Raw genomic sequence first — 11,898 nt, 5'->3', positions numbered from 1 at the left:
TCAGTTGTACCCCACCCCACAAAAACGCCGAGACCATCATGCTACAAATGTCCCGGCGCCAGTTCCTGAAGGTGACGGCCACGTCGCTTGCCGGATCGAGTCTCGCCCTGATGGGCTTTTCTCCGACCGAAGCGCTCGCCGAAGTCCGACAGTACAAGCTGGCGCGCACAGTCGAAACGCGCAACACCTGTCCATATTGTTCAGTCGGTTGCGGCATCCTGATGTACAGCCTCGGCGACGGCGCGAAGAACGCGCAGCCGAGCATCGTTCACATCGAAGGCGATCCCGACCATCCCGTCAATCGCGGCACGCTGTGCCCGAAGGGCGCGAGCCTGATCGACTTCATCCACAGCCCGAATCGTCTGACGCATCCCGAGTATCGTGCGCCGGGTTCGGACAAGTGGCAGAGCATTTCCTGGGCCGACGCGCTCGACCGGATCGCGAAGCTGATGAAGGCCGACCGCGACGCGAACTTCGTCGAGACGGCGGAAGACGGCGCGAAGGTCAACCGCTGGCTGACCACCGGCATGCTGGCCGCGTCGGCGGGCAGCAACGAAGTCGGCTACCTGACGCACAAGGCTGTCCGCAGCCTCGGAATGCTCGCATTCGACAATCAGGCGCGTGTCTGACATGGCCCGACGGTGGCAGGTCTTGCCCCGACGTTTGGCCGTGGAGCGATGACGAACCATTGGGTCGACATCAAGAACGCGGACGTGATTCTCGTGATGGGCGGCAATGCAGCCGAGGCCCATCCGTGCGGTTTCAAGTGGGTGACGGAGGCGAAGGCGCACCGCAAGGCGCGGCTGATCGTCGTCGACCCGCGCTTCACGCGTACGGCCTCGGTGGCCGACTACTACGCGCCGATCCGCACCGGCACCGACATCGTCTTCCTGGGCGGCGTCATCAACTATCTGCTGACGAACGACAAGATCCAGCACGAGTACGTCAAGAACTACACCGACTTCACGTTCATCGTGCGCGAGGATTTCGCGTTCAACGACGGCATCTATTCCGGCTATGACGCGGAGAAGCACGCGTATCCGGACAAATCGAGCTGGGACTACGAGCGTGGCGACGACGGCTTCGTCAAGGTGGACCCGACGCTGCAGCACCCGCGCTGCGTCTACAACCTGCTGAAGCAGCACTACGCGCGCTATACGCCGGACCTGGTCCAGCAGGCGTGCGGCACGCCAAAGGAGAAATTCCTGAAGGTGTGCGAGATGCTCGCGAGCACGGCCGTGCCCGGCCGCGCCGGCACGGTGCTGTACGCGCTCGGCTGGACCCACCATTCGATCGGCGCGCAGATCATCCGCACCGGCGCGATGGTGCAGTTGCTGCTCGGCAACATCGGCATCGCCGGCGGCGGGATGAACGCGCTGCGCGGCCACTCGAACATCCAGGGCTTGACCGACCTCGGGCTGATGTCGAACCTGCTGCCGGGCTACATGACGCTGCCGATGCAGGCCGAGCAGGATTTCGACGGCTACATCAAGAAGCGCACGCAGCTGCCGCTGCGCCCGAACCAGCTCAGCTACTGGAAAAACTACAAGGCGTTCCACGTCAGTTTCATGAAGTCGTGGTGGGGCGATGCGGCGACCGCCGAGAACAACTGGGCATACGACTACCTGCCGAAGCTCGACAAGCAGTACGACCTGCTGCAGGCGATCGAGCTGATGAATGCCGGCAAGATGAACGGCTACATCTGCCAGGGCTTCAACCCGCTGGCGGCGGCGCCGTCGATGGTGAAGACGGCGGCCGGCCTCGCGAAGCTGAAGTGGCTCGTGATCATGGATCCGCTCGCGACCGAGACGTCCGAGTTCTGGAAGCCGCACGGCGAGTTCAACGACGTCGATCCGTCGAAGATCCAGACCGAGGTGTTCCGCTTGCCGACCACGTGCTTCGCGGAGGAGAACGGCTCGCTCGTCAGTTCGAGCCGCGTGCTGCAATGGCACTGGAAGGGCGCGGAGCCGCCGGGCGAGGCGCGGAGCGATCTCGAGATCATGGCGGGGCTGTTCCTGCGCATGCGCAAGATGTACCAGACGGAAGGCGGCAAGTATCCGGATCCGATCCTGAACCTGACGTGGCCGTACGCGAACCCGGAAAGCCCGACGCCCGAAGAGCTCGCGATGGAGTTCAACGGGAAGGCGCTCGCCGATCTGCCCGATCCGAAGGAGCCGGGCAAGACGCTCGTGAAGAAGGGCGAGCAGCTCGCCGCGTTCGCGCAGCTGAAGGACGACGGCACGACCGCGAGCGGCTGCTGGATCTTCTGCGGCGCATGGACGCAGGCCGGCAACCAGATGGGCCGGCGCGACAACTCGGACCCGACCGGCATCGGCCAGACGCTGAACTGGGCGTGGGCGTGGCCGGCGAACCGGCGGATCCTGTACAACCGCGCGTCGTGCGACGTGAGCGGCAAGCCGTTCGACCCGACCCGCAAGCTGATCGGCTGGAACGGCAGCGCGTGGAAGGGCGTCGACGTGCCGGACTTCAAGGTGGACGAACCGCCCGAGAACGGCATGGGGCCGTTCATCATGAACCCGGAAGGCGTCGCGCGCTTCTTCGCCCGCGCGGCGATGAACGAAGGTCCGTTCCCCGAGCACTACGAGCCGTTCGAGACGCCGCTCGCGGCGAACCCGCTGCACCCCGACAACCCGCAGGCGCTGAACAACCCGGCTGCCCGCGTGTTCCCGGACGATCGCGCGTCGTTCGGCAAGGTGTCGGAGTTCCCGCACGTCGCGACGACGTACCGGCTGACCGAGCATTTCCACTACTGGACCAAGCATGCGCGGCTGAACTCGATCATCCAGCCCGAGCAATTCGTCGAGATCGGCGAAGACCTCGCGAAGGAAGTCGGCGTCGCGCACGGCGATCGCGTGAAGGTGTCGTCCAAGCGCGGCCACATCGTCGCGGTCGCGCTCGTCACGAAGCGGATCAAGCCGCTGACGATCGACGGCAAGAAGGTCCAGACGGTCGGCGTCCCGTTGCACTGGGGCTTCAAGGGTCTGACGAAGCCCGGCTATCTCGCCAACACCCTGACTCCGTCCGTCGGCGACGGTAACTCGTACACACCGGAATTCAAGTCGTTCCTGGTGAAGGTCGAAAAGGCGTAAGGGGGAAGAGATGGCATTGCAATCGCTGGATATCAAGCGCGTCTCGGCCACCACGACGCCGCCGCCCACGGCGCGCGAACCGGTGACCGGGAGCGTCGCGAAGCTGATCGACGTATCGAAGTGCATCGGCTGCAAGGCATGCCAGACGGCGTGCATGGAGTGGAACGACCTGCGCGACGAAGTCGGCACCAACGTCGGCGTGTACGACAACCCGGCCGACCTGACCGAACATTCGTGGACGGTCATGCGGTTCTCCGAATACGAGAACCCGGCCGGCGACCTCGAATGGCTGATCCGCAAGGACGGCTGCATGCACTGCGAGGATCCGGGCTGCCTGAAGGCGTGCCCGTCGCCGGGCGCGATCGTGCAGTACAACAACGGGATCGTCGATTTCCACGAGGAGAACTGCATCGGTTGCGGCTATTGCGTGACCGGCTGCCCGTTCAACGTGCCGCGGATCTCGAAGAAGGATCATCGCGCATACAAGTGCACGCTCTGTTCCGATCGCGTCGCGGTCGGCCAGGAACCGGCCTGCGTGAAGACCTGCCCGACGGGCGCGATCGTGTTCGGCACCAAGGAGGACATGAAGCAGCACGCGGCCGAGCGGATCGAGGACCTGAAGGAGCGCGGCTTCGAGCATGCGGGGCTGTACGACCCGCAGGGCGTCGGCGGCACGCACGTGATGTACGTGCTGCACCACGCGGACAAGCCGTCGCTGTATCACGGGCTGCCCGACAATCCGTCGATCAGCCCGATGGTGAAGCTGTGGAAGGGCATCGCGAAGCCGCTCGCGGTCGCCGGCCTCGCGCTGACCGCGCTGGCCGGGTTCTTCCACTACACGCGGGTCGGTCCGAACGAGGTCACCGACGAAGAAGAAGCCGCCGCCCGCGACGAGGCGCGACGCATCAAGGAGGACGGAAAATGAAGCATGACGACCCCAACCTGATCGTCCGCTACACGCCGAACGAGCGCACGAACCACTGGATCACCGCGATCACGTTCGTGCTGCTCGCGCTGTCCGGGCTCGCGCTGTTCCATCCGTCGATGTTCTGGCTCACCGCGCTGTTCGGCGGCGGCCAGTGGACGCGGATCCTGCATCCGTTCGTCGGCCTCGTGATGTTCGTGTCGTTCGCGATTCTCGTGGTGCGCTTCTGGCATCACAACGTGCTCGACGCGGACGACCGTCAATGGCTGCGGCAGATCGACGACGTGGTGGCCAACCGGGAAGACCGGCTGCCGCCGGTCGGGCGCTATAACGCCGGACAGAAGCTGCTATTCTTCACGCTGGTGGCGTGCCTGCTGCTGCTCCTGCTGTCGGGGATCGTGATCTGGCGGCGCTACTTCTCGTTCTACTTCCCGATCGGGGTGATCCGCGCGGCCGCCGTCGTGCACGCGGTGGCGGCCTTCGTGCTGATCGCGAGCATCATCGTGCACATTTACGCGGCGTTGTGGGTGAAGGGTTCGATCGGGGCGATGGTGCGCGGCACCGTCACGCTGGGCTGGGCCCGCAAGCACCACCCGAAGTGGTTCCGCGAAAGCGTGAAGTAACGCACGGGAGCGGGGCGGTACGCCGATTGCGGTGTAGCGCTCCGCCAACCGCCGGAATCGCCTGAAAGCGCCGATCCGTCGGCGCTTCGTTTTTTGGAAGACATTTTCGTGACACAACGCATTCTGGAGCCGACCGAGATTTCGGCGCTCGATCATTCGGCCATTCCGCGCTTCCGCCTGCCGGAGCGCGGCACCGCGTTCGCCGCGCGTGCCGCCCGCCTGCGCAAGCTCGCCGACCTGAACCCGATCAGCGGCTACCTGCGGCTGATGGCCACCGTGGCCGACGCGCAGCACGCGACGCTGCAGGCGCTGAACCTGCCGATGCCGTCGGCCGACGCGATCGCGCGTGCGCAGCAGCATTCGATGCCGCTCGTGCCGGCGCTCGACGGCGAGCGCAACCCGCAGTGGCGCGCCGTGCTGTATGAAGTGCTCGACCGCGTCGAAAGCGCCGGGCTCGTCAACCCGTCGCTCGCGAAGCTGCTCGACCGGCTGCGCCTGATGGCGCCCGCCGAACTCGATGCGCAGGCCGACGCGATCCTCGCGCTGCGCTTCGCCGAAGTCGATCCGGCCACCGCGCCGTTCCTGATGGCCGCGCTGCAGGTCGTGTGGACCGATCTCGCGAGCCGCGTCGCGCCGGCCGACGTCCCGTATCTCGACCAGCCGGGCGTGTGCCCCGTGTGCGGCACGCATCCGGTCGCGAGCGTCGTGCGCGTCGGCGGCCAGTTCCAGGGCTATCGTTTCCTGCAGTGCGGGCTGTGCACGACCGAATGGCACATGGTGCGCACGAAATGTTCGCACTGCGATTCGACCAAGGGCATCGCTTATCACGGGATCGAGGGCGGCAGCGAAGCCGTCAAGGCCGAATCGTGCGACGAATGCAAGACCTATCGCAAGATCGGCTACCAGGAGAAGGACTACGAGTTCGAGCCGCTGGCGGACGATCTCGCGAGCCTCACGCTCGACCTGCTGATGAACGAAGCCGGCTATCAGCGCAGTTCACCGAACCCGCTGCTGTGGCCGGACATGTCGCGCGAAGCGGAAGCGGACTGACGGCACGGAGCCGGCGCGGGCGCGCGCGCCGGCTCCGCGCGTCTCCATGCATCGAAAGGGAGCCACGATTACGTGACCGAACCGGGTTTGAATGAACTGAATGCCGTGCTCGCGCGCGTGCCGTCCGTCGAGCGCGTGCTGTCGTCCGCACCGCTGCAGCCGCTGCTCGCGGAGTATGGCCGCACGCGCGTGCTGAACGCGGTGCGCGCCGAGCTCGAACGCTGGCGCACCGCCGCGCAGCAGGATCCGTCTGCGGCCGAGCCGCTCGACGAGCCGCGCATCGCGGCGGCCGTTGCCCGCGCGCTGGCCGCGCAAAGCGCGAGTGCCGTGCGCACGGTGTTCAACCTGAGCGGCACCGTGCTGCACACCAATCTCGGGCGTGCACTGCTGCCCGACGAAGCGGTGCGCGCGGTGGTCGACGCGCTCACGCAACCCGTCAACCTCGAATTCGATCTCGCGACCGGGCGCCGCGGCGACCGCGACGATCTGATCGACGCTCGGTTGTGCGAACTGACCGGCGCGGAGGCCGCGACGGTCGTGAACAACAATGCGGCGGCCGTGCTGCTCGCGCTGTCCGCGCTCGCGCCGAAACGCGAAGTGATCGTGTCGCGCGGCGAACTCGTCGAGATCGGCGGCGCGTTTCGCATTCCCGACATCATGAGCCGCGCCGGCGCGAAGCTGCGCGAGGTCGGCACGACCAACCGCACCCATCTGCACGACTACGCGGACGCGATCGGCCCGCGCACGGCGCTGCTGATGAAGGTGCATTGCAGCAACTATGCGATCAGCGGCTTCACGAAGGACGTGACGCTCGCCGAACTCGCGCCGCTCGCGCGCGAGCGCGGGCTGCCGGTGGCCGTCGATCTCGGCAGCGGCACGCTCGCCGACCTGTCGCAGTGGGGCCTGCCGCACGAAACGACGGTGCAGGAAACCGTCGCGGCCGGCGCGAACCTCGTCACGTTCAGCGGCGACAAGCTGCTCGGCGGCCCGCAGGCCGGGCTGATCGTCGGCGATCGCGCGCTGGTCGCGAAGATCAAGAAGCATCCGCTCAAGCGGGCACTGCGGGTCGGCAAGCTGACGCTCGCCGCGCTCGAACCCGTGCTGCGGCTCTACCAGGCGCCGGAATTCCTGCGCGAGCGCCTCACGACGCTGCGTCTGCTGACGCGGCCGCAGCGCGACATCGCCGAGGCTGCCGAGCGCGTGCGGCCGGCGTTGCAGGCCGCGCTCGGCAGCGGCTTCGACGTGCGCGTCGAGCCGATGTTCAGCCAGATCGGCAGCGGCGCGCTGCCGGTCGACCAGTTGCCGAGCGCCGGGCTCGTCGTGCGCACGCCGGACGGCAAGCGCGGCGGCCGTGCGCTCGTGCAACTCGAAAAGCGGCTGCGCGAATGGCCGCGCCCGGTGATCGGCCGCGTCGCCGACAATGCGCTGCGGCTCGACTTGCGGTGTCTCGAAGCGGCCGACGAAGCGGCATTCGTCGCGCAGTGCATGCAGTTCGCGGGGCCGGCTGCATGATCGTCGGGACCGCAGGACACATCGATCACGGCAAGACGACGCTCGTGCGGGCGCTCACGGGCGTCGACACCGACCGGTTGAAGGAAGAGAAGGCGCGCGGCATCTCGATCGAGCTCGGCTATGCGTACACGCCGCTCGAGAACGGCGACGTGCTCGGCCTGATCGACGTGCCGGGCCACGAGAAGCTGATTCACACGATGGCGGCCGGCGCGAGCGGGATCGATTTCGCGCTGCTCGTGATCGCGGCCGACGACGGCGTGATGCCGCAGACCCGCGAGCACCTCGCGATCCTGCAATTGCTCGGCGTCACGCACGGCGCGGTCGCGCTGACGAAGTGCGATCGCGTCGATGCCGCACGCGTTACGGCCGTGCGCGACGAGATCGCCGCATGGCTGCACGGGTCGACGCTGGACGGCGCACCGATCTTCGAAACCTGCGCGACGCATGCGGACGATGCGGGCGTCGCTGCATTGAAGCGTCACCTCGCCGATGCGGCGTTCGCGTGGCGCGCGCGCCGCGACGATGGCCTGTTCCGGCTGGCGGTCGATCGCGTGTTCACGCTCGCCGGGCAGGGCACCGTCGTCACGGGCACCGCATTCGCGGGCTGCGTGACGACCGGCGACACGCTCGCGATCGTGCGCACCGGCGATGCCGCGCGCGTGCGCAGCATCCATGCGCAGAACCGGCCGGTCGACACGGGGCGTGCGGGCGCGCGCTGCGCGCTGAACCTGGCCGGCGTCGACAAGGCGGACATCGCGCGCGGCGATACCGTCGCGGATGCGCGGCTCGTCGCGACCTCGCCGCGCCTGGACGTCGACCTCACGCTGCTGGCCGATGCGGGACTCACGCTGACGCACTGGGCGCCGCTGCACGTGCATCTCGGCACGCTGCATCGCGTCGCGCACGTCGCGCTGCTCGATGGCGATACGCTTTCTGCCGGACAGAAGATGCGCGTGCAACTGGTGTTCGACGAGCCGGTGTTCGCGCTACCGGGCGATCGCTTCATCGTCCGCAATCCGCAAGCGACGCGCACCGTCGGCGGCGGCCGTGTGCTCGATCCGTTCGGGCCGGCGCGCAAGCGTCGCACGCCCGCGCGGCGCGCGTGGCTCGACGCGCTGGCTGAGTGGCTCGACGAAGGGCGGCTCGATGCACTGCTCGCGCAGGCGCCGCTCGGTGTCGCGCGCACGACGCTCACGCACCTGACCGGGTTTGCGCCGGACGTGCTCGTGTTGCCGGAGGACGCGCTTTCGATTGGTCAGCGCGAGCGCACGTCGAACGACGGCACGCTGATCGCGCGCGCGCACTGGCTTGCGTTGCAGGCGCGTGCGATCGACGTGCTGCGTGCTTATCATGAGCGCATGCCGGACGAGCAGGGCCTCGATGCGGCGCGTCTGCGGCGGATGGCGGCGCCGCTCGTCGGCGAGGCGCTGTGGCGCGCGCTGGTCGACGCGCTGATCGAGGAGGGCGCGCTCGCGCGCAGCGGGCCGTGGCTGCATCTGCCGTCGCACACGGTGAGTTTCGATACGCGCGAGGAAGCGCTGGCGCAGCAACTGCTGCCGTTGATTCATGCGGGGCGCTTCGATCCGCCGTGGGTCCGCGATCTCGCGCGCGATACCGGCGCGGCCGAGGACGCCGTGCGCACGCTGCTGCGCAAGCTCGCGCGGCGCGGCGACGTGCACCAGATCGTGCGCGACCTGTTCTATTGCGCGGACGTCGTGCGCGAACTCGCCGGGCTGGTTGCGCATCTCGCGCCGACGCGCGGCGGCGGGCTCGACGCGGCGACGTTCCGCGATGCGACCGGGCTCGGCCGCAAGCGCGCGATCCAGATTCTCGAGTTCTTCGATCGGGTTGGGTATACTCGCTTCCACCGCGATCTTCACTTCCTGCGGCCTGACAGCGGTTGGGCGGGTATTCAGGCGTAGGCGCTCGTTGTTCTTTTCGGTTTTTTCCCTCGGAAGGCATTCGTATCCGGTGGTACGGCCGGGCTTCAAACCCGGTTGGGGGTGTCAGACACTCCCGGGTCGGTTCGACTCCGGCTGCCTTCCGCCAGTCAAGGCTTCCCGCGCATTCCGGTGACTTCCGTAAACGCGCCGCAGGTCGCTGATTTCAAAGCGATTTGTGGGTAACGGCGTGCTTGCCGCTTCCGCTCGCGTCCCGCACAATTTCCGCACAAAGTATGGGTAGCGGCGTGGGTTTTGTGGGTAGGAAAGGAGAACGACATGGCGGGACGACAGTTGCATCGACTCAGCGCGCTGCGCGTCGCGAAGGCGGCCGATCCCGGCCATTACGCGGACGGCGGTGGCCTCTACATGCAGATCGCCGACAGCGGCGCACGCTCTTGGGTGTTTCGCTTCAAGCTCGACGGACGTCGGCGGGAAATGGGCCTCGGCCCCCTCTCGCGGGTTTCACTTGGAGAAGCCCGGAAACTGGCCAGCGGATATCGCGAGATGGTCGGGAACCAGATCGATCCTATCCTCGCACGGCGTGAAGAACAGCGTCGGCGACAGCTTGATCTCTCGGTCGACGCCAATGTGACCTTCCGTGAGGCGGCCGAAGCATTCATCCGCGCACGCGAACCGGAATGGCGAAACCGCAAGCATGTCCAGCAATGGGGCAATACACTGGAGACCTACGCCTATCCCGTTATCGGCGATGTGCGCGTGCGTGACATCGACACCGCGATGATCGTGCGCATTCTCCAGCCGATCTGGACCAAAAAGGCAGAGACGGCACGCCGGGTGCGCGGTCGCATCAAGGCGATCCTCGACGCGGAGACCGTGATGGGGCACCGCACCGGTGGCAACCCTGCTCGGTACGTTGACCATCTCCAAATGGTATTGCCGCGCTCGAAGAAACGCTCGCAGATAAAACATCATCCTGCGCTGCCTTGGGAAGACCTGCCGACGTTCGTCCGTGAACTGGAACTCCGTCCCCGGCGCGCGGCACGGGTACTGCACCTGCTTATTCTCACGGCGACTCGCACGAACGAGGCACGGTTTGCACGAGTCGACGAATTTGATCTCGACAGTCGCGTCTGGAGCATCCCGGGCGATCGCACGAAAAGCGGTCGGCCGCTTCGCGTGCCGCTTTGTGAGCGAGCCGTCGAAGTCGTGCGTGCTGCGCTACCGAAGGCCAAATATGGGTATCTTTTCCCCGGTTGCACGGAAGGGCGCCCACTGTCGAACATGGCAATGTTGGCCCTGTTGAAACGCATGTCGTATTCAGGGATCACCGTGCACGGTTTCCGGTCGACATTTCGTGATTGGGTCGCCGAATGCACCGACTATCCGGACTCTTTGGCAGAAGAAGCTTTGGCGCACATCATTACTTCGCAGACGATAGCGGCTTATCGGCGTCGCGATCAACTTGAAAGACGGCGGCTCATGATGGAAGACTGGGGGGCGTATTGTTCAAGCGGACGCACGCTTGAAGTGTCAATGGCGCCGGTTATGCCGCAAACGTTCGCTGCCTAAATCGACGCTGCCTCTGTTCTAGGAACAGTGCTGCGGGTCGGGCGGGTTCGCACTTGCCCGGTACTGCGAGCGCGGGCTGTGTCGTCGGTATGTCGCTTGATTCTACTGCAATGCAGGCCGAATTGATCGACATTTGGCGGTATCGCTGCTATGTGTGAAATAGAGTCGCCGCAGAGACGAACGGCATGGATTCCAAAGGACCGGGGGGAGTATTCAACGTTGGTCGGCTAAGGCGGATCTGAATCGGTTGGGCCGGCACGGCTTGATACAGATTCAACTAGGCCTGCAGCATGAAGCCGCGGGCCCAGAGGGTGTCCGTAGGGTGACCGGTTACAACGCTGCGGCGATCATTCAGCGATCAAGAAGCGATCGCGTTTCTTACCCTTGATCCATGACGGTTCACGGCCACGCCCGCTCCACGTCTTGCCCGTTTTCGGATCCTGATACTTCGGCGTTGCGGGTTGGCTGCCATTCGCGCTACGTACGCGCTTACGGCCGAAGATCTGGTCTGGCGTGAGTCCGTACTCCTGAACCCGCGCGCGAACTTCTTCAAGCACCGTCTCTAGTTCGGCCTGCCTAGCTTCTTCCGCTTGCACGAGCAGTGCTTCAGCCTTGGCTTTCAACTCTTGATAGGTGGCCATTCTTCACTCCACGTGGTTAAAAGAAACAGTATTGAAATCGTCGCTTTGAACAGCGCAATTCGGTGCGACGCATCATGTCTGCGACATGTCATTGTCGGCAGCGCGATTGGAACGATTGCATGATTTTCTCATCGTTTGGACCGGGAGTCGATCATTTATCGTTTCCGGGGCCGCGGACCTGGCGGAACAATCGAAGCCGTCCATTGGGCTACTGCGGTTGGGTACGCAAATTTCCGACGATCATCAGCGGCTTGTTGGACGGTCACGCGCTGGGCGGCGATGTGCAGTCAGCTGCTTTGATCCGCTAGGGCGGGTTGGGGCTGTCTCTATTGGATTGCGTTGAAGACACAATGAGGAGGCCTATTTTGTATTCGCCAGGTCGTGCCGAAGCGTAAAACGTCAGACAACCCGCGTTATTTTTTTTCGTGCGTGCATGATGTCGTGCCATAGACGGACTCACTCTGACCCAATGTTGTAATTTGACGTTTCGGTTGTCCAGATAGCTCGAACTTGGCAGACGAGCTCATTGCCGGATGACGTCCCCCTAATCTTCACAGTTGACAC

The 11,898-nt window shown here is 65.4% G+C and carries 8 protein-coding genes and 1 tRNA gene; 8 read left to right on the top strand and 1 reads right to left on the bottom strand.

Going from position 1 to position 11,898, the window contains the following annotated elements; all coding sequences use genetic code 11:
- Nucleotides 1–38 precede the first annotated feature (38 nt).
- From fdnG to Q3A80_RS02690, 8 genes are all read left to right on the top strand, one after another.
- Nucleotides 39–3,110: a formate dehydrogenase-N subunit alpha gene (gene fdnG / locus Q3A80_RS02725; RefSeq protein ID WP_446327551.1), complete on the top strand. Its 3,072-nt coding sequence runs from the start codon at nt 39–41 to the stop codon at nt 3,108–3,110.
- A 10-nt stretch (nt 3,111–3,120) separates the two neighbouring features.
- A complete protein-coding gene (gene fdxH, locus Q3A80_RS02720; RefSeq protein WP_151062377.1) occupies nt 3,121–4,035 on the top strand; it encodes a formate dehydrogenase subunit beta in 915 nt (304 codons plus the stop codon).
- On the top strand, nt 4,032–4,658 hold the full coding sequence (locus Q3A80_RS02715; protein ID WP_446327550.1) for a formate dehydrogenase subunit gamma: 627 nt from the start codon (nt 4,032–4,034) through the stop codon (nt 4,656–4,658). The genes fdxH and Q3A80_RS02715 overlap by 4 nt, the downstream gene beginning before the upstream one ends.
- 108 nt (nt 4,659–4,766) lie before the next feature.
- Entirely contained in the window at nt 4,767–5,708 is a 942-nt protein-coding gene (gene fdhE / locus Q3A80_RS02710; RefSeq protein ID WP_446327549.1) for a formate dehydrogenase accessory protein FdhE, read from the top strand.
- Nucleotides 5,709–5,780: 72 nt separating this feature from the next.
- A complete protein-coding gene (gene selA / locus Q3A80_RS02705; RefSeq protein ID WP_446327548.1) occupies nt 5,781–7,220 on the top strand; it encodes an L-seryl-tRNA(Sec) selenium transferase in 1,440 nt (479 codons plus the stop codon).
- Nucleotides 7,217–9,142: a selenocysteine-specific translation elongation factor gene (gene selB, locus Q3A80_RS02700; RefSeq protein WP_446327547.1), complete on the top strand. Its 1,926-nt coding sequence runs from the start codon at nt 7,217–7,219 to the stop codon at nt 9,140–9,142. Before selA ends, selB begins: the two co-directional genes overlap by 4 nt.
- 31 nt (nt 9,143–9,173) lie before the next feature.
- Nucleotides 9,174–9,269 (top strand) — tRNA-Sec (locus Q3A80_RS02695).
- A gap of 170 nt (nt 9,270–9,439) precedes the next feature.
- Nucleotides 9,440–10,693, top strand: a complete 1,254-nt coding sequence (locus tag Q3A80_RS02690) for a tyrosine-type recombinase/integrase (RefSeq protein ID WP_446327546.1) — start codon at nt 9,440–9,442, stop codon at nt 10,691–10,693.
- 347 nt (nt 10,694–11,040) lie between these two features.
- Here the strand turns inward: Q3A80_RS02690 and Q3A80_RS02685 are convergent, their stop codons facing one another.
- The gene (locus tag Q3A80_RS02685) at nt 11,041–11,334 is read right to left on the bottom strand and encodes an H-NS histone family protein (RefSeq protein ID WP_059708362.1); all 294 of its coding nucleotides are present in this window, start codon (nt 11,332–11,334) and stop codon (nt 11,041–11,043) included.
- Nucleotides 11,335–11,898 lie beyond the last annotated feature (564 nt).

The organism is Burkholderia sp. SR8 (assembly GCF_052851275.1).
This window is presented reverse-complemented; position numbering and strand designations above follow the sequence as displayed.

What these genes read in the sequence shown, in the direction of transcription:
- fdxH (WP_151062377.1), top strand. Translation starts at nt 3,121, where the DNA reads ATGGCATTGCAATCGCTGGATATCAAGCGCGTCTCGGCCACCACGACG.
- selB (WP_446327547.1), top strand. Translation starts at nt 7,217, where the DNA reads ATGATCGTCGGGACCGCAGGACACATCGATCACGGCAAGACGACGCTC.
- Q3A80_RS02690 (WP_446327546.1), top strand. Translation starts at nt 9,440, where the DNA reads ATGGCGGGACGACAGTTGCATCGACTCAGCGCGCTGCGCGTCGCGAAG.
- Q3A80_RS02715 (WP_446327550.1), top strand. Translation starts at nt 4,032, where the DNA reads ATGAAGCATGACGACCCCAACCTGATCGTCCGCTACACGCCGAACGAG.
- Q3A80_RS02685 (WP_059708362.1), bottom strand. Translation starts at nt 11,334, where the DNA reads ATGGCCACCTATCAAGAGTTGAAAGCCAAGGCTGAAGCACTGCTCGTG.